At 33.5% G+C, this 23356-nt stretch carries 15 protein-coding genes and 3 pseudogenes; 8 read left to right on the top strand and 10 right to left on the bottom strand.

The window, feature by feature from the left end; translation table 11 throughout:
- The 9 genes and pseudogenes from K5S59_RS22940 to K5S59_RS22900 all read right to left on the bottom strand — a co-directional run.
- Positions 1-818: pseudogene (locus tag K5S59_RS22940) on the bottom strand (IS3-like element ISBce15 family transposase); the annotation flags it as partial.
- Between the two features lie 277 nt (positions 819-1095).
- Positions 1096-1257 carry a hypothetical protein gene (locus K5S59_RS22935; protein ID WP_000358423.1) on the bottom strand — a complete coding sequence of 54 codons (162 nt, stop codon included), beginning with the start codon at positions 1255-1257 and terminating at the stop codon, positions 1096-1098.
- Positions 1258-1388: 131 nt separating this feature from the next.
- On the bottom strand, positions 1389-3734 hold the full coding sequence (locus K5S59_RS22930) for a hypothetical protein (RefSeq protein WP_001239423.1): 2346 nt from the start codon (positions 3732-3734) through the stop codon (positions 1389-1391).
- Positions 3735-3882: 148 nt separating this feature from the next.
- The gene (locus K5S59_RS22925; RefSeq protein WP_048519921.1) at positions 3883-5049 is read right to left on the bottom strand and encodes an S-layer homology domain-containing protein; all 1167 of its coding nucleotides are present in this window, start codon (positions 5047-5049) and stop codon (positions 3883-3885) included.
- Between the two features lie 255 nt (positions 5050-5304).
- Positions 5305-5700 (bottom strand): DUF4320 family protein, encoded by a 396-nt coding sequence (locus K5S59_RS22920; RefSeq protein ID WP_001181745.1) that lies wholly within the window; start codon positions 5698-5700, stop codon positions 5305-5307.
- A 25-nt stretch (positions 5701-5725) separates the two neighbouring features.
- Complete coding sequence (locus K5S59_RS22915) at positions 5726-6175, bottom strand: hypothetical protein (protein ID WP_001168864.1); 450 nt, start codon at positions 6173-6175, stop codon at positions 5726-5728.
- Between the two features lie 16 nt (positions 6176-6191).
- On the bottom strand, positions 6192-7691 hold the full coding sequence (locus K5S59_RS22910; protein WP_000239320.1) for a hypothetical protein: 1500 nt from the start codon (positions 7689-7691) through the stop codon (positions 6192-6194).
- 19 nt (positions 7692-7710) lie between these two features.
- The gene (locus tag K5S59_RS22905; RefSeq protein WP_001002940.1) at positions 7711-8664 is read right to left on the bottom strand and encodes a hypothetical protein; all 954 of its coding nucleotides are present in this window, start codon (positions 8662-8664) and stop codon (positions 7711-7713) included.
- A gap of 709 nt (positions 8665-9373) precedes the next feature.
- Positions 9374-10510, bottom strand: a complete 1137-nt coding sequence (locus K5S59_RS22900; protein WP_000557422.1) for a hypothetical protein — start codon at positions 10508-10510, stop codon at positions 9374-9376.
- A 906-nt stretch (positions 10511-11416) separates the two neighbouring features.
- Here K5S59_RS22900 and K5S59_RS22895 point away from each other — a divergent pair.
- Both K5S59_RS22895 and K5S59_RS22890 read left to right on the top strand, forming a co-directional pair.
- A pseudogene (locus K5S59_RS22895) lies at positions 11417-11524 on the top strand (transposase); the annotation flags it as partial.
- Positions 11525-11535: 11 nt separating this feature from the next.
- A complete protein-coding gene (locus K5S59_RS22890) occupies positions 11536-12648 on the top strand; it encodes an RNA-guided endonuclease TnpB family protein (RefSeq protein WP_000160678.1) in 1113 nt (370 codons plus the stop codon).
- Positions 12649-12965: 317 nt separating this feature from the next.
- Here K5S59_RS22890 and K5S59_RS22885 read toward each other — a convergent pair whose 3' ends face one another.
- On the bottom strand, positions 12966-13571 hold the full coding sequence (locus K5S59_RS22885) for a MerR family transcriptional regulator (RefSeq protein WP_000564666.1): 606 nt from the start codon (positions 13569-13571) through the stop codon (positions 12966-12968).
- Between the two features lie 586 nt (positions 13572-14157).
- Between K5S59_RS22885 and K5S59_RS22880 the strand changes: the two genes are divergently transcribed.
- The 6 genes and pseudogenes from K5S59_RS22880 (at position 14158) to K5S59_RS22855 (ending at position 23130) form a co-directional block, all read left to right on the top strand.
- Entirely contained in the window at positions 14158-14493 is a 336-nt protein-coding gene (locus K5S59_RS22880) for a hypothetical protein (protein WP_000098927.1), read from the top strand.
- Between the two features lie 26 nt (positions 14494-14519).
- On the top strand, positions 14520-15827 hold the full coding sequence (gene repX / locus K5S59_RS22875; protein ID WP_000918313.1) for a plasmid replication protein RepX: 1308 nt from the start codon (positions 14520-14522) through the stop codon (positions 15825-15827).
- A 436-nt stretch (positions 15828-16263) separates the two neighbouring features.
- Positions 16264-17550: a replication-relaxation family protein gene (locus K5S59_RS22870; RefSeq protein ID WP_000837871.1), complete on the top strand. Its 1287-nt coding sequence runs from the start codon at positions 16264-16266 to the stop codon at positions 17548-17550.
- A 191-nt stretch (positions 17551-17741) separates the two neighbouring features.
- A complete protein-coding gene (locus tag K5S59_RS22865; protein ID WP_000365750.1) occupies positions 17742-18128 on the top strand; it encodes a hypothetical protein in 387 nt (128 codons plus the stop codon).
- A gap of 17 nt (positions 18129-18145) precedes the next feature.
- Positions 18146-21646, top strand: a complete 3501-nt coding sequence (locus K5S59_RS22860; RefSeq protein ID WP_000447304.1) for a DNA translocase FtsK — start codon at positions 18146-18148, stop codon at positions 21644-21646.
- Positions 21647-21829: 183 nt separating this feature from the next.
- Positions 21830-23130, top strand: a pseudogene (locus K5S59_RS22855) (IS4 family transposase).
- The last annotated feature ends 226 nt before the right edge of the window (positions 23131-23356 follow it).

Below are 23356 nucleotides of genomic sequence, written 5' to 3'. Positions count from 1 at the left end.
CCCGCGATAAGAGCGGTATTTAGTGATTCTTACCAACGATTTTAACCCTAATTGATTCATTAAGCGAAGGACGGTTTTGTGGTTAATGGTATAGCCCTGATTACGTAATTCAAGTGTGATACGCCTATAGCCATATCGCCCTTGGTGTTCCTGAAAAATCTGCTTAATACTTTCTTTAACCTCGTTATATTTATCTTCACGACTCATTTGTTTCACCCAGTAATAATATGTACTACGAGCCATTTCAGCCGCTTTAATCAAGTCGATAATTTTATATTCATGCCTTAACTCATATATTATGTGTGCTTTGTCTTTTTCAGAGATTGTTGTTTTTGTTGAATTAAGGCGTGTAACTTTTTTAAATAAGCATTTTCCATGCGTAAGTATTCAATTTCTTTTTGTAAATCATTTTGAGAGTTAATATTTTGTTTTTTCTTAGGTGCAATAGCCTGTTTCTTCTTCACAGTGGAGTACCCCTTACTTGTTTTACGAAGAGCATCTATCCCCTGTGATTCTAGCATTGATCGCCACTTCCTAACGGTACGAGGAGATGGAACGTTGAACATAGCGGCCGCTTGTAGGGGCGAAGCTCCTGTATTGTTCATAAAATTCAATACTTCCATTTTAAACTGAATGTCATACCTTGTACATTTAGAGTTTAAGGACTCTATTCCTTGTTCTCTAGTACGTGCCACCCACTCTTTTAATAACGATATACTGACTTGATATTTTTTGGCAGTCACTTTAAAAGAATCATTTGTATTTAAATAATGTTCAACGGCATTTCTTTTTAATTCGAATTTATATTTTCTAGACATAATAAAACCGCACCTCCAATTGTTAGTTATTTGTCTAACAAATTGGGTGCGGTTCAAATGCCTGCAAGCGTGTGAAGGGCGGTTCTAAGAAAAAATAAACTTTTTAGCAACTAGCCACCTTGCGGTAACAGTTACATAAGGCGAGATGTTGGAGCATCTCGTCTTCTTTAGTTTATGCAAAAACTATTGTTATAATACTTCTACACTTATTATAACATCAACTATTGTACATGTCATGCAGATTTATCCGCGATAGTTGATAAAAAAGACATTATTATTAAAACGAAATCAATTTTGTTCCTGTTTCAAAATACTTTGCAGGAGCATAACTTGTCCCATTTCGATCTTGAAATTCATTTCCAACATATATTGATACTATCATTGCGATTACTCCAATAAAAATCACTCGTCTCACACGCTGCTTTTTCTTTTTATCCACTCAAAATTCCCCTTTCTATGAAAAAAGGCACACCCCATTAAGGGGTGTGCCTTTGGTTTATCCATTCAGCTACTAGTTCAAGAAGGATTATATACTTTTGTCGATTCAAGTCATTATACAATACTATTTATCTAATTTCTATTCTTCATATAGTACCAATTTGATAAATCAGTAATAATATTTTCCTTTCCAACCCAATTCCAACCTGGTGTTTGCACAGGGAATGGAAGATCCGCAAGCACCCTTCTCTTTTTAAAATCATCGTACGCAACACCTTTAATTTCCACTTCATCTGTCAGGCACAAACTCATTTCATTCACACCTGCTGGGTTTGTTTCAACATTGAACGAATATTTTCCATCTTTTGTTTTTAATGGCGCATACCATTTTCGTTGGCCATCAATAATTTTTTCCTTACCATCCCAATATAAAGACTTAGTTGGTCTTTTACTATCAAAGACATGTCCTGTTACTTCAGACAAATACATATTTTTAGGTAGGAATTTAGATGTTAAGCCATTATTAGAAACACTCTCTAAATCATAAGCTGTTTTTAGTCCTTCATCTGCAAATGGATACTGTGCCGTTGCTTTTGTAAATACACCTGGATAATTGGTATTCCAATCATTTTTGTATTTCCCATTAACTTCATAAGAAAAACCATACCCCGCATGGAGCTTAGATGGTTCTAAATTATCAATACTTCCACTTAATGTTTCATAGAACATTTCTCCCACTGTGTCCTCTTTTGACACACGTTCACTTACTGTTTCTACCACACCTTTTACACTCGTTACTCCGCACATTCCTTTTTCATGAGATGGTGAATAGATAGCTGTTTTAATAGGATTATTTTTGTATGTGGTTTCTTCTATATCTAATCGGTTACCAGCAGGGTTAATTTCTGCCTGAATTGTTCCTTTCCCCTTATGTTGCCAGCCAAGGTTCAAGGTTTTCTTTTCTCCCTCAGTTAACCTTACCTTTTGTGTTGCTACTTGTTGTCCGTTATGCTTGAGCACGACTACCGTTTCAGGATTTGCATACTTCGCTTCTAGCGCATCTAACTTTTTAATTTTATTTTTCTCTTTTTCTAACTTCTGCCTTGCTGTATCTAACCTACTTGCTGCACTATCCAATCTATTTTCTTCCCAAGAGCAGTCTCTATCGTAATAGTGATGGTTTCCTTCTGCATCTACCTCATGAATTGGATTACGACGGCAATAACTAAGACTAGATTGCGCACTATCTCTATCGGATTCAGAACTATTTACCGCTTGCTCGGACTTATTAATATTGTTATTTACCTTTGCTCTATATTGGTCACGTTCGGGTTTAAAATTATCACGTGATACATCTATTCTTGTTTTTATATTCTTTCCTTCTCTTGCTGTTTCTCCTTCAATTCGGTCAGCAGAGAAATCGATTTTATATTTAAAATCATCTTCATCACCTGGATCTGGATTAGGGGTTACTTCTGTACCACAGTTACCATTTATGGTGAAATCAACAGTTTTCTCATTTGATTCCCTTTGAACAGCATCAATGGCTTTAATTTTCGCAGTATATCGGCCACACATTTGTGGCTGCCACTTTAGTTCTTCTGACTTAAATTGCCCTGCATCACCTTCATTTGGTTTTTGATTATCTTTTTGCGGAGTTGAACGCAGATAATTTTCTTGATGATACACGGTTTCGCCATCTTTTGTAATATCTAACATCCATTTAACTCGGTTCCGTTCTCCGGCAGCTTTTTGATAAGGGTTTATTGTTGTTCCATTAGGATCTCGGTCATTGTATCCTTTATTTTTACTTACATATTCAAAACCGTTAAATGTAAATTTTACGGGTATATCTTTTTTCCCACTCGTAGCTTTAAAATCTTTTATTTGAGGTTTACTTGTGCGTACATACCACAAGCTATACCTATTCACGTCATTTACACCACCAGCCCCTGCATATCCGCCAGAAAGATAAGCAATGTCTCTAATCCAATAGAACTCTCCATAAGATTTATCTGAAAACCCATTTTTAATCCTATGTGGAATTAAGTTTCTTAAAACGAATTCAGGGTTACCCCAATATTTACTTGCAATTATATCGTTTGTAATTCTCTCTATTTCGGTTACCATTCTATCTCCCACTACAACTGAAGGGTTAATGTAGCCTTCAGTTGATATACGCACATAAGGTTCTGAATGGTCTTCATTTTGGATAAGGTTTTCCCTTGAATTCCCCCAATTAAAAGAACCATTATAAACAGCAGGAAAATGTAAATCCGCTTTATAATCGAACTCTTTTGTTTTATAACCACTTCCTGGTCTAAGTAGCTTCCCATTCAATTGTAATTCAGGTGATTTTAAAGACGTGTCTTCATTCCCATTATAAAATGGAATATCCCCATTATTTGCACTTGCTACTGATGGCCATACCAACATCACTGAAACACACGTTAATAGTATATTTTTTCGCAGTCTCATAACCTCACTCCTTTTAACATAAAAAAAGGACACACCCGTACCTTGGTAGGTACGTAAGGTGTGTCCTTTACGTAAATAAATTGTATATTAGTTAATTATTATATTACATCTTTAAATGTATCAAATGTAGCTTTAAAATGCAATAATATTATACACGCACTTGAATGTACATCATATGATCAGCTGTAGAGTGCCCTACACGAACTTTATAATTTCCTTTTTCATAGTTATTAATTTCTTGAGCATCTACAGTTTCCTGAATTTCTTTATCTAGAACTAAATCTGAATTTAACATAGTAGTCCACTTTTTAGCTAACTCAATAGTTGCTTCGTTATTATCTAGGAAAATAATTTTAAAATCATTTTCACTTACCGCATCAATATAAACTTGTGCACCAATTGTACCTGCTGGTAAGTACATATTTTTATCAACCAGTCTAATTGTTCCATTTATATCTGCATACTTAAGGTTAGTACCATATTTACTATTCACACTCTTAATAAGATTTTGCGCTTCTGTAGAAATGGATTTTTGAGCAATCGGGTTTTTCATAGCGTTTGGATTATACGTAACTTCCTCTGTAACTAAACCTTTATCTATACTTGATGGTAAATTTGTATCTGGTTTTTCTTCTGGTTTTGTTTCAGGTTTTGGGTCTGGCTTCACTTCTGGTTTTGTCTCTTTTTCTACTGCATTAATAGAGTTATATAAGAACTGGCTATATTGTTCACGAGTTACATGTGCATATGGTGAATACATTTTACCTCCTGTACCAATAGTAACGCCATTTTCTTCTAATGCACTAATTGCTTTTAATGCCCATGAGTTTTTATCAACATCAGTAAAGGAAGTTGTCTTAGTAGCTTTGAACTTGAAAGCATTTGTAAGTACTTGCGCCATTTGTTCACGAGTTAAGACATCATCTGGACCGAATTTCCCTTCACCATAACCATTTACTAGACCTGCTTTAGCAAGTGCTCTAATTTCTTTTTCAAACATGTGTCCTCTAATATCTGTAAATGGATTTTTGAAGCTAGCATCTGCATCTGCTGGTTTAACGTACATATAAATCATACGAGCAACTTGCCCACGAGTTACATTGTCACCAAAACCAAAGATATTATTTCCGTATCCTTGTACTACTTTACGATTTGTTAAATCATAAATTGCTTTTGTAGACCAGTGATTTGCTGGAACATCACTGAATTTTAATGAGTCTGTGTTATCAGCCTTAGCAGTAAATGCTCCTGCTCCTAGTAATGATGTACCCATAATTGTTAATGCTGTTGCTGTTTTTAAAAATTTGTTAGCCATTGTTTGTTCCTCCAAGTATATTAGTTTTTTAATAGATTCCTTTATTGTATCGAATTTAAATATAAAATCCAGATACTTTAACATATAAATTTATAAATTAGCGTTTTTTTATAACCGCTGTTCTATATGGAAAATATTACCATATAAAAATAGGCTTGTAAAGTATTTTTATATATTTATTTATAAATATTTATTTCTAGTAAAAAAACTACACTTTTCAGTATAGTTTTTAACTCTTTATATATATTGATATTCTCAACGGAAATAGATTTGTCCCATTCCATCTTTGTTAGCCCATATTGGTGCTTTCACACTATCAATCCCTATCATTTTAAAAATAAAGAAGTGATGTTCAGCTTTTATCTTAAAATTTAACGGCTGATTATGATCCACGCGCCCTTTAGTATATTCATATTTCCATCCATCCATATTCTGCTCTTTCATTTTCTTCTCTATATCAGGAATTAGATTTACGTTTTTTCCTTCATATGTGTACTGAAAACCACCTGTTTGTTCTGCTAACTCTACTGTACTAGAAGCAAAATCATGTGCTTTTACTAACTGCATTCCATACAGTACACCTTCTGGTATAAGAGTTATCAATAATAAAGAAAGCGTTAGAAAAAGCGCTGTTGTTACTGTATTTTGCATTTCTTACACACCTACTTTTTCTTATTTATTTCACGTTTCCTCCAGCTTTCTTGTTGTCAGAATCTGCTTCATAAATAAATATGTGTCTTGCGTTACTCTTAATGTTACCTTTCTTTTCATCAAATTGTTTCGTATAACTAGCAGCTTCCGCTTCTCCTTCAACCGCAATCATTGCAGGTTGCTCTTGTACAGCATGTACAGAAAACTCTCGTTTTGATGCAGGATCCTTAAATGTTGCATTTTGTTTATAAGACTTTTCAAATTCTTTCTTTGCGATACCTGGTTCAATAGCAATTTCTTCTTGCGCTCGTAAAACACCTACTTTTACGGCTTTATCCATTGCTGTACTTCCAGCGCGTTCTGATGCAGACTTATTATCTGTGTGTGTTGTATCTCCAATAATCATATCTGTCATTAAGAATAAACAGCCAACAAATAATAATATTGAGGCGGCCCCTATAATAAATTTTTGCATCTTTCTTCACCCCTCCTTAATTTTCAGACTTCCGAAATCGAAATCCACTTAAAATGGAACTTTTCTTTTGATTCAACAATTGGTTTGGCAGTAATAACTCTGCTATTTCCTTCATTATTCCTTCAAGCTCTTTATAATAGTTCCGACTAGATAGTAACGTACTACTTTTTAATTGAGATTCAAATACATCCTCTATCTCATATGGTGCTAAAGCAGTTAATACCTTATCGCCAAAACATTCTTCTACTACTTCATGCTTTAAAAGTGCAGTAGAAAACTTATTCCCAATAATTCTCGTTTTCTCTAAAACTAAGTAAGAAACAAGTTTTCTCTCCTTTTGTGTAAGAGGATGCGCTATCTTTAACAATTGATGCAGATCTGGTTCTGCTACAAAGAAAATAAAATCTGCCATTTCACATATTTCATGGTATAAATCTTTATCCCAATCGTACCCCGCATCAATAATAGATATAGGCGCTTCTTGGTTAGCCAATAATACCTTAATAAAATGGTCAAAGTCCTGCTCTGTTTCGTTTTTCAGCTCTTGGTCCACTATAGGATTCTTTACGATATAATTTATTCTTCCTTGCTTCCATTTTGGAATTGATAATATATCAGATTCCTTCTGTAGCATCTCCTTATATCGCTGTAACATAAATTCACTACGATAGTTTTCTGGTGCTTCTGTATATCCCTTTAATAAAGGATACGTATATCCATCATCATATAGATTCTCTATATAGTTCACATCAATCTGTAGTTCATTTAAGTAAGCAGCTAAAAGATGTGAAACAAAAGTTGCACCACTTCTTTTGTTCATGCTGGCCACAACAATTGTTCTTCTCGGAATAGCAATACCTATTTGTTTTTCATATACCGGCTCAAAAGCCAATTTATATTGTTTTTTTATAATAGGTGCTTTTTGTGACTCACCTGGAACAGACTTACGCTTTTGATTGTTTTTAAATAGTTTCTTGGAGTTAGAGGAAGCTTCATTGTTGCCACCTTCCTCTAATTCACTTGATACTTCCTCTTCTTCCTCATCAACAGGAACTTCGGGTAACTTTGTTTGTTGTGGTGCCTGACTTGCGCCTACAATTTCTGCTACATTTTTAATATCCGACTCCTGTAGCAGCTGCGGGATAACTTTATTATCAATATCAATTCTACGAGAGTTAAAAATGTCATAGATACCTAGATAAATCAGTTTCGCCAAAAACTCATCATCATTTTCACGCTCTGTAAATACCACAATACGAATATCTCGATTAAAGCGAATATCTCTTAGTTTCTGTAAGATAATCAATTCACGTTTCTCTTCATGTCCCGCATCAATATTTAATCGTTTGTCATTAATACATAGAATATCGGGCTGTTCTGTATCTAGAATTTCATCTAGATACTTGATATGCATCACATCACTATCAGCTACTTCAAATCCCGCACCAATAAAATCCTCACGTAAATATGCCGTATATACAGTATCACTAATAGCTAAAACGATTTTTTTCACCATAGTTAACCTCCTACAAAATCTAACGTTGGATTAAAATCATGTTTTCAATTGGAATTTGTGCCTCAAGATGAACCTTCCCAATAATCTCATTCAAAATATACTCAATTTCAACTTGTTCCATTGTACGTGGAGCTCCAAAATCAGAATTTAGCTTTACTCGTATTTCTAATCGATCTTGTATCTCATGTAAAGGTGTACCAAGATAAAGAATGCTGTAGTATAAAACACCATCTTCAATATTTTTTTGAATCATATCTTTTGTTTGATGAATAAACGTAACCTCAGCAAGCTCAATAAAAGGATCATTAATTGTTACTTTGCTATTCCAATTTAAATTCCAAATCTCGCAATGTTCTTCCGCATGTACAACAACTCCATTAACAGAAGGCGTAATCGCGAAAAGACGATCTACAGGAACTTTGGTTAACGAGGTACTATTACCTTTCTTTAATTCAATTCCTTTTTCCATTCGCTCATGTTCAAAAGCATATTCAGCACCAGTGAATGCAACTTCGCAAAATACTTGTTCTAACAATGGACGAATCCCTTCATATGTTCGTATAGCAAATACACTAAATTCCTGTGTTTCATCTGTACGAATGATTTCGTACAATTCATATTCAGATGCATTTGCTAAGGCAAAAGGAATATCTTTTATAAAATTCGGATCAGTATATAGATTCTCAGGAATTTGCGTTTCAGGATGATTTATAAACTCAAGGCATAATTGATATCCTTTTAAAAATGCATTTTTAACAGCTGCAGGGAATAGAGTTTCAAAACGTTTCACATTATTTTTAAACGTTTTTTCTTCAATTTCGTTATTAAATTCTCTTTCCTGTAAGATATTTGCCTTATTCCCTAGTAATAAAAAGTAGTGATTAATAATGCGACTAATATCCTCTTCAAATGCTGCATTCTCCTCACAATACTTTGTAAATCGTTCTTTACTCATGTTCACAATTTCGTTCATAGCTTCAAATTCTCCCTTTTTATTGTTATTTATACAAAAAAAAGACACACCGATGGCAGGTTATGTGCCTTCGGTGTGTCCGTTTAGCTAGAAATTAAATCTATTAATTTGTATATTTCTCTTAGTTAATTGTAGTTCACGTATAAGAATACCTCTATGAATTTTAAAAGTCAATAGATTAATTACCTCCTTGTAAACTTATATTTATTCCTTCTTTCTATTTTTCTATGTATTTAATTTAAAAAAATACAAGTAATTAAATATAAATAATCCAAGTATTTTATATAAAAACAACAAGAAATATATATAACTAAACTCAATCATTAATTATAAAGAGATTCAGCAAACACCTCTAAAGCCTTGTATTACATACGTTCCTGGATATTAAGCTAAATTCACTATCGTAATATCCCCATTACATACAAGCTCTACATCATAGAAATCACAAATTAAGAAGTTAAATACCATATTACTAAGAATTCACAAGGTTAGAATCATATTACTAAGATAACCACAAGTATTGAATCGAATTATGAACATACCGAGTCGTAACCAAACATAACGTAAATCAATTATATGCTTCCGTAAAAATGCTAATAGATATATTTTCCTAAATAAAAAAGCATGTCTTCAAATTAAAGAACATGCCAAATAACCCTTGCTTTTAAGTAACTTTTTAACAAGGGTTTCCATATATATTTTTTTAAAATCACATAAATTCCGGATAAACACCATTCTTCTTATGATAATTTATCATTGCATCGTGTTTTTTCCCTGTAGACAAGTTTTTTTCCTTAAAACCTATCCAGGACTCTCTAAACTTTACACGCATAAATGCTGGAATAGAGAATATTTCTTGCTCTTTCAAACAACTTTCCACTTGATCTAATGCATAAGTCATTGCGTAAATTAATAATTCACTTTGTTTTTGTTTCGTCGGTAAATAGATTGCGATATCAACAATTTCTTGTCTAAATGCAGTCATTATATTTTCTTTATCTTTTTTACGTAACGCCTGTCCCATATGTTTCAAACGAGACACCGCTTCTTTTCTGCACTTCGCTACTGGTCTATGTAATTCTTTTTTATCATTCTCAATTACGCAGTTTGAAGAAAATACAACGTTGAACTTCTCAATGATGATTTGTTTTACCTGTTTCCTTGCACTAGTAATTCTTGTTTCATTAGATTTCTTCTCTTTAGAATCGATTGCAGTAAATTGCACGATGGGGTTAATAATTTCTATGTAGTGTCTTACTTTCTTTGCATTACGATTTAATCTCCTTTTTAAGGAAGACATCTTTCTTGTAATCTGAAACTCCTCAATTTTATGTTTATAATGTTCCATACCTACTTTTCTTGAAAAAGTATTGATTAAATCTAAAAGGAATATAATCCCTCTATTATCACGAGCCTTTACTAGACTACTCATTATCGTTGTTTGAATTAGGTGAAATGGAATACGGAAATACGATAGCGATATGCCTGTCATCTTTGCAGTTTCTGCAGTAGTGTGGTTATACAACGCATAATCTACAATTTCATATACAGTACGATTTCCAACAGGTGTTTCTTTTACGAGTCTACGCTCCAAACAAACTTGAAACCCTGTATAAATTGTTGTGTAGGGAATCCCACTTTTCTTAGCAAGATCCATTATTTGAAATTCACGTGGTAGCATTCCTATATCATTGCATTCAAAGTGAAGCAAGATGTAAGTAGCTAAAGCTGAAGATGGTAACTCTTTTCTTTCATTTTCTAGTTTTACGATGTTTAATAGTCCATCAAAAAATTTAACCCCATGAACTTTAAAGTTCTGTTGGGAAAAAGCCATTTGCGTATGCATAATGTTGCTAACTCCTTTCGAAAGAGCAGAAAAAGGCACTGTCATACCACGGATACAAAAATACTACTCTCTTAAAAGAGTAATACTTGTATAACAACGGTAAACAATGCCTAAAATTACGCAAGAAATCCCCTTTTTAAGTTGCACAAATACATAAGATACAGTAAAATTATCTTATAATTTCATGCAAAATAAAAAGGTTTATTGGCTTTGTTTACCGCGGTCGATTGAAAATTTCTTTTGGGATTTTTGTGCGGTGTACCACAATGAAGTAGTTGGCGCTATTTCATTGGGCTGATGAACCTTTTTTTGCTTTTTTATATTTTATTTTTTATTATATAAATATTTTATTATTAATAAATTTGTATCTAAAAAAATACAAAAATATAAAGTAACTACATCATATATAGTTTTTCCCATGGTTGCAAGGTGATTTTTTCAAAAGTATGACCTTTGCTAAATGACTATGTATAAATAACCACCACTCAAACACCTCGTTGAGCGCCGCTCAATCAAAAGTCAATTCACAATAAGTAAGAACAACTTAAACAGCCTCTGATCAACCGCCTGATTGTCGCTCAATTAACAAAATATCATCGATAAAGCGCATTAATGGCACATTTTTCATTATCCACACCTTAAATCACCCAACTAATCACCAGTCACTTGTGTGTAAATACTGTTATTTTCGTATGTAGGTTGAGTGGTGATTGAACGGTTGATTTCATTGCATTAAACCTAATTGTAATCAGTCAATTAATCACCGGTCAATCATATTACTATTTTAGAATGAATGATTAGCGAATGGTTGAGTGATCGAGTGAAGGTGTAAGTTTTGAATAAGAATAAACTGTTTTTTTTATGATTAATATAAAAATAGTTTCATACTACTAATTAAGTAGTATGAAACTATTGAAAGAGATGTTTTGGTCAAGAGGTTTTTGCTTACTAACTACTGGTGGTTCATCAATAGACGTAGTAAAAAAATATATTGAAAATCAAAGTGAAAAGTGAGGTGAAATGATATGACAAAGCATAATAAAGCATATAAATTCCGTTTGTATCCAACAGGAGACCAAGCACATCTTATGCGTAAAACCTTCGGTTGTGTACGTTTCGTGTATAACAGAATGTTAGCCGAACGGAAAGAAGCGTATGAAAAACACAAAGATGATAAGGAACAACTAAAGAAACAAAAGCTTCCCACTCCTGCGAAATACAAAGCAGAATTTGAGTGGTTAAAAGAAGTTGATTCATTAGCACTGGCAAATGCTCAACTAAACTTGCAAACTGCCTATAAGAATTTCTTTCGTGGTCAAAATGACTTCCCAACATTCAAAAGCAAAAAAGACAGAAAGTCTTATACAACGAATGTAGTGAACGGAAATATTATGTTGCTTAACGGTCATATTAAATTGCCAAAACTGAAAATGGTACGTATCAAGCAGCATAGAGAAATACCACAAGACCATGTAATCAAGTCATGTACGATTTCTATGACACCTACTGGTAAATACTATGTGTCTATCTTGACTGAATACGAAAAAGAGATTGTACAAAATGAAGTAGAAACAGTTGTTGGATTAGACTTTGCGATGGATCGATTATACGTTAGTTCTGAGGATGAGAGAGCCAATTATCCTAAGTTCTATCGTGAAATGTTAGACCGATTAGCAAAGGCACAACGAGTATTATCAAGAAGAACAAAAGGTTCTATTCGTTGGAATAAACAACGTATCCGTGTAGCTAAGTTACATGAAAAAGTAGCGAACCAACGTAAGAACTTCCTTCATCATAAGTCTAAAGAGTTAGCTACTCATTTTGATGTTGTAGCTATTGAAGATCTAAATATGAAAGGCATGTCGCAAGCACTTCATTTTGGAAAAAGCGTCGCTGATAATGCTTGGGGTATGTTCACTTCTTTTTTAGCTTATAAACTACACGAACAAGGCAAACAACTTATGAAAATAGACAAATGGTTTCCTTCCACAAAAACATGTAGCAGTTGTGGAAATGTGAAAAACATGTCATTGTCTGAGCGAGTATATTCTTGTATATGTGGTGTAAATCTTGATAGAGATTATAACGCAGCTATCAATATCAAAAATGAAGCAATACGCCTATTAGCGTTGGCATAGATAGCAATAAAATAACCCTTGGAACGAGGGGGTTAGCTCGGTTGTCTTAGGACAAATTCGTTAGCTATCAAAAGTAACGACTAACCGAGAAGCCACCACTTCAAACAGTCCATTAGGACGTTAAGTGGCGGGTAGTTCACAGATGGGAAGAAATAGAATTAGAAAACTCTTTGTATAGCAAAATAAACCTAAGTTCTATGATTATTATAAGTTTAAAACAATAGCTGTGAATGAATCATATTGATAATCAATGAACTAAGCTTTTGAAATGATATTAAGAATAAGCAAAATAAAAAGGCTATCAAATGATAGCCTTTTTATTTTTTTCCAAAAAGCTTAGAGAAAAAGCCGCCTTTTTGTTCAGTATTCTCTTGTCGCTGAGCATTAGCACTTTTTTGTTCTTGAATTAATCGTATAGTACTCATTAACTTTTCGTCACGTTCCTCTAATCGCTTATTGATTCTATCGAAATTATCCTGACTTTGTTTAGCCACCGCAGCGAAGAATTCCATATTTTGTTTTGTTAATTCTTCAGTCACTTTAGCTGTAACTTCCTCAGTAATTTTTTCCGTCAAAGCTTCTATAAAGTCTGGATTGACCTGTTGTGCTTTAACTAGTGATGTTTCTTTTGGTTCACCATCACCGTCAACATCTTCAGCATAAACATTGCGAATAACCGTCGGATCCATATCTAAAAGCCCAACAATTTCGTGCTTTTTCTTTGACTCAGAATAATAATGTTTAATCTTTTTTACTGTATCAATACTATCCTCATGAACATATTTAAGTTGGCGTTCTTTTTTTATGTTCAAGTACTCATCGAAATCATTCAACCATCTACGAAGAGTACTTTCAGGAATATCAAGCATGGTTGCTACTTCAGATACGCGATAATAACCATCGCTTAACTGTTCATCAATCATTTGCTCACCACCTAACTATATGATGCCTGTCCTATAATACATTATATAAAAATTCTATAGAAACTAAAAGAACCCCTTTGTAGATTACATAAAATATCATGGACTTTTATACCTGATCACTCAATCATTCACTGCTCATTTATTTAGCTGCATACCAATAATACCTATGTTATCGAGCGGTGATTAGTCGGGTGAGCGTGATTAACACTTGATTATGTACAAAATCACCTTAAAATTCTGTGAACTGAACTAAAAATTTTACATGGATTTTCACTTATTAAAATGCATCTTTTATAATCATTACGTATTCATTACAGTGTTTATTACCGTAATAAATGCGTAACAATTAAAATATTAATTACGGTAATTATTACGGAAGTATTTAAAGTATTGATTTAATAAGATTCTTGATTATCATCCGTAGATGTATTATAGTTAGTACATACAATACTTCGGAAATATATACCGAAGTATTTACGGCTTTTATAACGGTATTAAATTCCGTATAATTATCTTGTCTTTTTGTACCTATAGATAAAATTTATTATTTATTAAAGGTGGTGTGAAATTATTGTCTAATATATCAATGAGTAGTAGTGAAATTATTGATGTGCTTTGTGAGAATTTAAATGATGGGATTTGGGCTTTACGTGTGCTATACGCCGAGGGCGCAATGAACAAAGAAAAGTTATGGGATTATATCAACCAATATCATAAAGACTATCAAATTGAGAATGAAAAAGATTATGAGGGTAAAAAAATACTTCCATCGCGATATGCTTTAGATATTATGACTGCAAGACTTGAAGGAGCAGGGTTAATATCTTTCAAAGCAATAGGACGTGTTCGAATTTATGACGTAACAGATCTAGGAAATGTTTTAATTAAGGAACTGGAAAAACGAGTTGAGAAAAACAACTAAAATATATATTTGAGGAGGATATACATATGGCAGGCAATTTTTCAGAAATCGAAAGCCAAGGAAATATTAGTTTGAAATTTGGATTCTTAGGACTAGGTATGGGTGGATGTGCAATCGCAGCAGAGTGCGCAAATAAAGAAACACAAATTAAAAATAACAAATACCCATATCGTGCGATTCTTGTTAATACAAATAGTCAAGATTTTAATAAAATTGAGATTAAAAACACAGGGAACGTCCGTAAAATACAGTTAGAAGGATATGAACAAGGTGCAGCTCGTAATCCACAGGTTGGAGAGGAAGCATTTGTAAAGCATGAAACAAAGATTTTCGAAGCGGTAAAACAGGAATTTGAAGATCGTGATTTTATTTGGATTACGTGTGGTCTAGGTGGAGGAACAGGAACTGGTGCTCTATTAAAGGCTATTGAAATGCTCTATGAACATGATTACAATTTTGGATTGTTACTGACTTTACCACGTGATGCTGAGGCTTTAAAAGTATTAGAAAACGCAACTTCACGCATTCGTAGTATTGCTATGAACCAAGAAGCTTTTGGCTCAATTGTATTAATAGATAACGCTAAACTATATAGAAAATTTGAAGAGGAAAATCCAAGTGCTTTAGCAAACGAATATACTAGCTATAGTAACAAATATATTGCTGATGCATTACATGAGATTAACCTAGTTACTTCATCATTTACACCGTTTTCAGATACACATTTTGATGCGAGTGAATTTGCTCAAGTAATTAATACACCAGGCGTTTTATCATTAGCAAAATTAGAACTAAAATCAAATCAATTAGACACTGAAAACCCGCTAGGTTACTTGACTCAATTAGGTAACGCACTAGAAAAAGGCGTTTTATACGATACAGAAAGAGAAGAGCTAGAAAGTGCTAAAAAAAGCGCGCTATCTATCGTTACATCACCGCTGCGAGCAGGGCGATTATACAACTTCTCATTCCTTAATCAAATGGAAAACTTCTTAAAAGAAAGAACTCCATATGTAGATGAACGTCCTATAGCTCCATACGTTAATAAACATACAACAAAAAAAGAAGAGGATATAGTAAAATTCTATTCAGTTGTTGCAGGACTTCCATTACCAAAACGTGTTAGTGATATTATTGATGAGATTACGAGAATTAAAGAAGAACGTGAGCAAGCTAATTCAAAGAAATCCAATGCTGTTTTAAATAAACTTTTTGCATTTGATGATTCAGTACAAGAAGAAAAACCTAAAAAGAAAAAATTAAATTTTGGTGCTGAACCTGAAGTAGAAGTTGCTGACGATTCACAACCAGCAAAGAAGAAATTATCATTCTAAACAATAGACCGACAAATATAATTTTGTCGGTCTTTTTCTATTTCAATAGCAAAAAGAAACTACAATGCACAAGTGATTAATCTATTATATTTTCTGTATGTGTAACATGTCTTTATATAATGTAATTGTTTAAATAAATTGTTAGGCCGTCCTAACGATTTTATTCCAATACTTGAACCTTTAAAAAATTGTTCGGTTAAAACATGTCTTCCGTCCGAACAATTTTAAAAGAACTGAAAGACTATATAAATCAATGTTTCTAGCTAATTTTTAGGAAGAGAAGTAATCCAAACTTCAGCGTACAAGTTTTAGTATCTAGATTAAAGCAAATTCAGCTTAAACTTTTAATAATTTACAACTAAATTTTGCTGTAATAAGATATATAGAAATGGTTGTTATTTATTGAAAATACATTCGAGTTATGGAGTTGCATATAATGAAAAGTAAAACGTATAAATATACAAGCAAAGGTACACAGAAATCTTTTCGTTTAAAAGAGGCCGATATATTTGTATTTACATTTTTATATTACAAAAGGTATCTTACTACACGACAAATTACTCAGCTTTATAGTGCATTTGAGGGTAGAGATTTTTCTGAGGATAGTGTGTTTACGAAACTTAATCGTTTTTCAAAATACGGTGCTATCCTGACTAAAAAAATTGATAAAAGAGATGATAGTATAACCAGACGTGCGACATTCTCCTTAAAAGATAGAATGGTTGATTACCTTCAAGAATTAGGAAGGATTCCTGCAGGATCTTCAAAACGTAGATATTCTTCTTCAATCTCACTACATACACTCTGCTCAAGAGAAATATTAGTACGCACACTTTTGGAAGTGTCGAAAAAGACCAATACGAATAAATTATTATGCGAGTTAGATATTCGCTCATATCATCAAAAACAAAAGAAAACAGAAATTGAAGATGCAGGGTTACTTCTAATTCCTGATGAACACATTTCATATAAAGACAAAAATATTTACATTGAAATGGATATGTGCAAAGAAACCAATGCTACCTTAGTTGAAAAGGTGGGGAAGTATATTGAATATGCACAAAAAAACACTAAAAATATAACTGTTGTTTTTGTTATGTATGACAAGTCGATGTTCCTTGCAGAAGATGCAGAACCTCCATACGTACGTATGAAGAATCTCTTATTTTCTATGCGAGAATATCATGAACATTTAATGAATCTACCAAACCTAAATATGCACATCTGCTCTTTGAAAGAAGCTGGAGATGTTATTTCAGATATTCTTCTAGGAATAGATGATAATCAAAACTTTGAACAAGATATTCTCTTACCTTTATCTAAACGTACAGTAGGAGATGCTGATTGGCGCTATGCATTTGTTGAAACAGTTCAAACATTTAAAGAGAAAATAGATGGTGGTCTTAGACGAACGTATAAGAGAGATAAAGATGTAATGCAAGATTTCTTCTTTATTTTTGGGAATGAAAATGATTACCGAATGATTGCTAGATTAGACGATGTTGTGTTTTCAAGAAGAGAAGGTGATGAAGGGGTGCCGCTTGTTGTGATTTATCCAAAGCGCAAAAAGGCTAGAGATATACTTTTAATGGACACGTATGACAACGTATTACTGCTATCCCTCCAAAATGAAGGTGTTACTATCGATGCGGATGAACAGATCATGGCACGTACTGCAAATAACATACATCCGAAAAGACGCAAGCTTGTTGAATTATATTAATCGTTAATTTTTTATATACTTTTATACAATTTTATTGATTTTTATTATTTAAGGTGATAGAATTACGTTTGAACTAAACACAAAAAACTACAATCAAATCAGAACATATGAAATTAAGGCAAGCGACACACGCTGTTTTTACAGTGGGTGTCGCTTGCCTTTTTTTATATGGAGAAAGGTGGAAAATCAAAATGGATTTACAATATGCAACTACTACTACTGGGGGAGTGCTCTCTGCTAGAGAAGCATTTAAAAACCCGGAACTAGTCCTTAATCATATTACAGAAGAGGGGGCAACGTTTAGTGTTTCTCTACAAGATATCCAAATTCCAGGGAAACCAAATTTCTATTGGTACGATGTCATAATTGAAACGGCAACGGATAAAAAGATTGAGGTAAATATCGCGGTACTTTCTCAAGAAGAATACAATCAACTCTGTGAAAGAGAGAGTATTGATTTATATTTAAAACAAACTGAAGATGCAGCAAAATTCTTTCTCGAAAAATCAAAGGAACTATTCCAACCAGAATTCAATAATCGATTCCAGTTTAAACATAAAGCTCAACTATATCTGTAAGAAGTAGGTGAGCCTATATGGAGACATTTAAACAACGATTACCGTTATTTACTACAATCGGCTTAATTAGCGGATTTATTCTTTCATTTGGATTCGGTTTAGTAAACTACATCAAGTTACTCTACTATGCATTTGAACCACCGTCTTATCCTATAGAAATTACATATGTACCGCTTATTTTAATGTTCTTTTCTTTACTATTAGGAGAGTTTAGCTTTAGGTTTTACAGCCGTATTCCAGCTTTACATATAAATAATGGGAAACTAATAATCTTGGTTGCTTCCCACTTTGCGGTTGATATTCAATTTTTATGGTTTGCAACTGCTCCGATCCATGCAAAGGTTATTCCTTATCTAGCGGATAAATCAAAACATCTTAATTTTGGTGAGTATGAAGCCTTAGGTCATGTCTTAACAGGTAATTTTCACACACTCACTATGATTTTTGTATTTTTACCAACAGTATTTATGATTTTGTTTACACTTTGGTATAGTGGGCATATTGTTCGCTACCGAGAAGAGATATTAAAGTGGGTACAAAAATACGAATATAAAAATCACAAATTACAAAAATGGTTTAATAGCCAAGAAGAACAAATATATCCTGATGTAGAAATTGGACCGCATATTGAGCATAAAGAGATGGTTCGTATTAAGGGGAAAGATAGAACGTTAAATTGTATTATTATTGGTCCTATTGGTTCTGGTAAAACATCTAGTTTAATTATTCCCATGATTAATCAAGATTTACATTGGATGGCGCGTTTTATCAATAAGTTCATAAATGTCTTTAAAAAGAAGGATTATCATACAGAAGAAGTAAAAGGAACATTTTTAAATGGTGTGACTGTTATCGAACCGAGTAATGATTTATGCCAAAAGGTTTTTAAGTTAGTGCAAGCACATAAAATACCTGAAAGTGCAGTTTACTACATTGATCCAACTAATCCTGATACCAAAAATATAAACATTCTGCGAGGACCAGTAGATAAAGTAGCAGAAGTTTTCGCAATGGTTATTCAAGGTTTGTCTGAATCTAACAATGCATTCTTTGAACAAGCGCAGCGTAACCACCTTAAACAACATATCTATTTATTAAAGCTTCACAACCCACAAAAAGATGTTACCTTCGACGATTTGATTGAGATGTATGACGATGTAGAACGTGTTCACCGAATGCATAAGCTATTAAAGGTACAGGTCGAAAAGTTATATGATTTTGTTCAAAGTGGAGCAGCTTCACGTGACCAAAAAAATGAATATAAAATTATAAAAGGTATAGACGAATGGTTTGATAATACCATTCGTGAAAAGCTGGATTTTCAAGGTGAACCAGCCGTTTATAAATCGGGAAAATACCGCGGACAACCGATGCATTATGACAGAGAAGAAGAATATGTAAAAGGTTTACGCAACATATTAAAAGATTTAGCTTCAAACGTTTTAATACGACGTGTTTTATTTGGAAAATCCGATTTTGATTTCGATGTTCATTTAGAGCAGGGTGGGATTTTGTTAGTCAATACGGCAAAAGGAGAATTAGCAGACCTTTCAAACGTATTAGGAAAATTTGTATTGTTAAGTATGCAAAATGCAGTATTCCGTAGAGATCCAAACGTCTCACCTTACCATCATATTATTGTCGATGAGTTTCCGGATTACGTTGTGCGGCCGTTTAAAGAATTCCCTGCACAATCTCGTAAATATAAAGTAATTTTAACAATCGCTAGCCAAACACTATCGCAATTAGCTCTCGACTTCACAGAGCAATACATGTTTACTTTACTAGGTTCATTCCGTAACAAAATGATATTTGGAGATGTAACACCATATGATGCAAAAATTTTCTCTGACATGTTTGGTGAGAAAGAGGAATTTAAAGAGGCAGAATCCGAACAGGGCATTTCTCCTATGCAAGAGAATCCAGTTAGTCGACTAGGATCAACCTATCAAAAAACGAAAGAAGTTGTTATGTCACCAGGAGATATCATGGCACAAGGGGCATTCATCTGTGCTGCTCGTATCGTACAAGATAATCATGTGCAACCTGTACAACAAATCACAAGTAACTTTGTACCAAAAGAAGAATTTGCCCAAGCAATTATTCAAGTAGATACAAAAACAGGTGAATATTGGGAAAATGAGCGTCTTCGCCTTATTAATGAATCTATAGAAAAAGCTAATCCTATGAAGCATGTAGATGCAGAAAACATGAAGAAAATACAACCATTACCACCTATACAAGAAGGTGAGATTGAACAGAATAACTCCATAGAAACAAACGAGGAGCATCAACACATTGTATCATTGGAGGATTATAAGGGACAAAAGTCTCAAAATGAAACCTTATCTAATGATCCTGCAGCAATGAACCAGCAGGGGAATGTTGATGATGAAGTTGAAAATAAGTTGTATGAAGATATTAAGGAATTTATTATCGAATCACAACAGGTCTCGCCATCTCTTCTGCAAAGAAAATTCAAGATTAGCTATATGAAATCTATGCAATATATTGAGAAGTTAGAACAAAATCTAGTTGTAAGTTCTTACACAGGGGATGGTCCTCGTAAAGTATTAATTTCAAATAATAGTAGTACATCAGAAGAAACAAGTGTTATTACTACTCATTCACCTGACAATACTATTTCACCGGAAGTAGCAATTCCAATTGAAGGCGAAGAAATCGAACAAGAGGAAACTAGCTCCTTTAAGGATATTCTATACGAAGATGTTTTAAGTTTTGTGAAGGAATCGGGAAGTATCTCTATATCTGTACTACAAGACACGTTTAAAATTAGTTATACACGTGCATCGAGATTAATAGATGCCTTACAACGAAATGGTGAACTGCCTGTTATAGCAGAAGAAACACATGTAGAAAGTATAAGCTCTGAAATAAAAGAACCGGCCGTGAAAGAAGATATTAAAGAAACCATAGATATAGCATTACCTCCTATGGAAGAATGCTATGAAATAAACATGGAGGTAGCAGAACTAAACAAAGAATTATCTATTACTATGTTAGAGCAAGATTGGAATAAAGATTCCATTATTCATTCCGTGATTCCTGTTGAGACCGAACCATTGTTTGAAGAATTCCCATCTGATGGACTTCCCGTTACAATGATAGGAACTGCAGAAACAAGTATAGAATCTACTTCACTTCCCGTTACAATAACAGAGCTAGAAGAAACACATGTAGAAATCAACACGGTTCCAATTGAAGAAACGCTTAATCATATCGAAGAAAACAAGCTAGATGAAGATGTAGCAAAAGTTTACGAATCTATTAGTATTACGGTACAAGAAAACTTAGAAAAAAATAGAGAAGAGCATTCGAAAAATGATGAGAAGCAACCAGAATATAAACCTATGAGTTATAAAGAACGCCAAGAGCACTTAAAATCTCATCAAAAAAATAAGAATAATACTACGCAGTCGCTGCTTAATAAAAATGAGAAACCAAAGCCCAAAACATCGAACGTAATGAGTAAGGAATTGAATAATTTCTTTGATTAATAGTTTGTAAATCTTAAATTAAATCTAGTATTGGTATAGCCAGCATTTCGGAAAAAACCACGCTAAGCCAAAAATAAAATAAGCTGCCCATATAGTCCATAGCCATCAAGTTAAGAAAATGAATAAAATTTAACTAAATGGGTCATCCTTCCATGCATACCGCATGGAAGGATGACCCATTTTATGTCTAAAATTAATGATGTTACACAAGAAGAGTTACGTTTACTAGGTGAAGAATTTAAAAGTAAATTTTCGATTCACCACTTACAACTACTAGCAGTTAAAACTGGAATGATTCGACGAAAACGAAAGTGTAGAGCACAAGACCTCGTTTCATTATGCGTGTTTCTCAGCCAAGCAATTGGGACAGAATCCCTAGTTAGTTTATGTGCGAAACTAACTAGAGCTACGGGAATCCAATTATCTAGTCAAGGTCTGAACGAACGATTTAATGCACAGACTGTACAATTCTTAAAGGAATTGTTTTTACAAGTATTTCGAAAGAAGTTTTCTCCAATGACTCCTTTATCTAACCGTTTTACACGTATCCGTATACTAGATTCAACAGCCTTTCAGCTTCCAGCTCAATATGCATCTTCTTACAAAGGGGTAGGCGGAGGTGGTTCAGAAGCTGGTGTGAAAATTCAATTAGAGTATGAACTGATTTCTGGAGAATTTTTAGAAACAGCTGTAAGAGATGGAACAAGTAGCGATTGCCGTTATGGACAGGAACGTACGCAAACATTAGAGCCAGGGGAACTTTCTCTTCGTGATCTTGGTTATTTTTCTATTTATGATTTAGAAAAAATTGCGGATCGAAAAGCATTTTATGTGTCACGTATTCGCTGGAATACACAAGTCTATCAAAAAGAGAAAGGTGGAAAATGGACTCTTCTCGATTTAGAAAAATTGACGAAAGATCTATCTGAAGGACAAATACTAGAATTACCGGAAATCTATATAGGACTTCACCAAAAACATAAAACACGCCTTGTCATATATCGTCTAACACAAACTGAGTGGACGAAACGTTTGGAACATCACAAGAAAGCGAAAAAGAAGATGCCGAAATATGCAAGCCGTATCAACCTTCTTATTACGAACGTATCTAGTAAACACCTTCCGCACAATGAAGTATATGAACTGTATTCTTTACGGTGGCAAATTGAAATTATATTTAAAACATGGAAGTCTATTTTTAAAATTCATGAAGTGAAACCTGTGAAACTGGAACGATTTCAATGTCATTTATATGGGCAATTAATTGGTTTGTGTTTGGTAGCTAGCATTACATATCGAATGAGAAGACTTATATGGGAGAAAAAACAAAAAGAGGTGAGTGAGTATAAGTGTACATATATCGTCAAAATTTACTTCTCTAGTATACACGACGTGCTTTTCACAACCTTTCAACATCCTGTATCAGTGCTAACCAGGCTCTTTCAAGATCTTGTCAAAAACGGACGAAAAGCACGAAGGTATAAGTGTCGTACACCGTTCGATATCCTTAGTATCACTCAAGAATGTACGAAAAGACTTCACAAAGCCGTATAAAAAATACGAAATTCAGAGAGTCTTATTTGAGTATGTCCAAAACCGCACTCTTCTACTCTCAAGTTTTAAAAAATAAGTCCGATGCCAAAAGGCATCGGACTTATTTTTTAAACTTGATGGCTATGGCCCATATAGGCAGCTTATTTAGTCGGGTAA

The organism is Bacillus sp. BML-BC051 (assembly GCF_019656175.1).
Taxonomy (GTDB): Bacteria; Bacillota; Bacilli; order Bacillales; family Bacillaceae_G; genus Bacillus_A; species Bacillus_A mobilis.
The sequence above is the reverse complement of the archived record's forward strand: the minus strand, read 5'-3'. Positions and strand labels throughout refer to the sequence as shown.